The sequence below is a fragment of the Achromobacter xylosoxidans genome (assembly GCF_002192695.1).
GTDB lineage: Bacteria > Pseudomonadota > Gammaproteobacteria > Burkholderiales > Burkholderiaceae_B > Achromobacter > Achromobacter xylosoxidans_C.
On the sequence record NZ_MTLG01000123.1, the window covers coordinates 1 to 1,192 of the forward strand.

The 1,192-nt window shown below is 62.0% G+C and carries 1 protein-coding gene; it reads left to right on the forward strand.

Going from position 1 to position 1,192, the window contains the following annotated elements; translation table 11 throughout:
• Window position 1: 1 nt before the first annotated feature.
• Window positions 2–1,192: an elongation factor Tu gene (tuf, locus tag BRO63_RS31600; protein ID WP_088143495.1), complete on the forward strand. Its 1,191-nt coding sequence runs from the start codon at window positions 2–4 to the stop codon at window positions 1,190–1,192.

Here is a 1,192-nt window from a genome sequence, read left to right on the forward strand (position 1 = left end):
CATGGCAAAAGGCAAGTTTGAACGTACCAAGCCGCACGTGAACGTGGGTACGATTGGTCACGTTGACCACGGCAAAACGACGTTGACGGCCGCTATCACGACCGTTCTGTCGAACAAGTTCGGTGGCGAAGCCAAGGGCTACGACCAGATCGATGCGACTCCTGAAGAAAAGGCTCGCGGCATCACGATCAACACGGCTCACGTCGAGTACGAAACGGAAGCGCGTCACTATGCGCACGTTGACTGCCCGGGCCACGCTGACTACGTGAAGAACATGATCACGGGCGCGGCGCAAATGGACGGCGCGATCCTGGTGGTGTCGGCCGCTGACGGCCCGATGCCGCAGACCCGCGAGCACATCCTGCTGTCGCGCCAGGTTGGCGTGCCGTACATCATCGTCTTCCTGAACAAGGCTGACATGGTTGACGACGCCGAGCTGCTCGAGCTGGTGGAAATGGAAGTCCGCGAACTGCTGTCGAAGTACGACTTCCCGGGCGACGACACCCCGATCGTGAAGGGTTCGGCCAAGCTGGCGCTGGAAGGCGACAAGGGCGAACTGGGCGAGCAAGCCATCATGGCTCTGGCCGCAGCGCTGGATTCGTACATCCCGACGCCCGAGCGCGCCGTGGACGGCACGTTCCTGATGCCGGTTGAAGACGTGTTCTCGATCTCGGGTCGCGGCACGGTGGTGACCGGCCGTATCGAACGCGGCGTGGTGAAGGTCGGCGAAGAAATCGAAATCGTCGGTATCGTTCCGACGGTCAAGACGACTTGCACGGGCGTGGAAATGTTCCGCAAGCTGCTGGACCAAGGTCAAGCGGGCGACAACGTGGGCATCCTGCTGCGCGGCACCAAGCGTGAAGACGTCCAGCGCGGCCAAGTTCTGGCCAAGCCGGGCTCGATCACCCCGCACACGGACTTCACGTCCGAGGTGTACATCCTGTCCAAGGAAGAAGGCGGCCGTCACACTCCGTTCTTCCAGGGCTATCGTCCCCAGTTCTACTTCCGCACGACGGACGTGACGGGCACGATCGAGCTGCCGGCCGACAAGGAAATGGTTCTGCCGGGCGACAACGTGGCCATGACGGTCAAGCTGTTGGCTCCGATCGCCATGGAAGAAGGCCTGCGTTTCGCCATCCGTGAAGGCGGTCGTACCGTCGGCGCCGGCGTCGTCGCCAAGATCCTGAAGTAA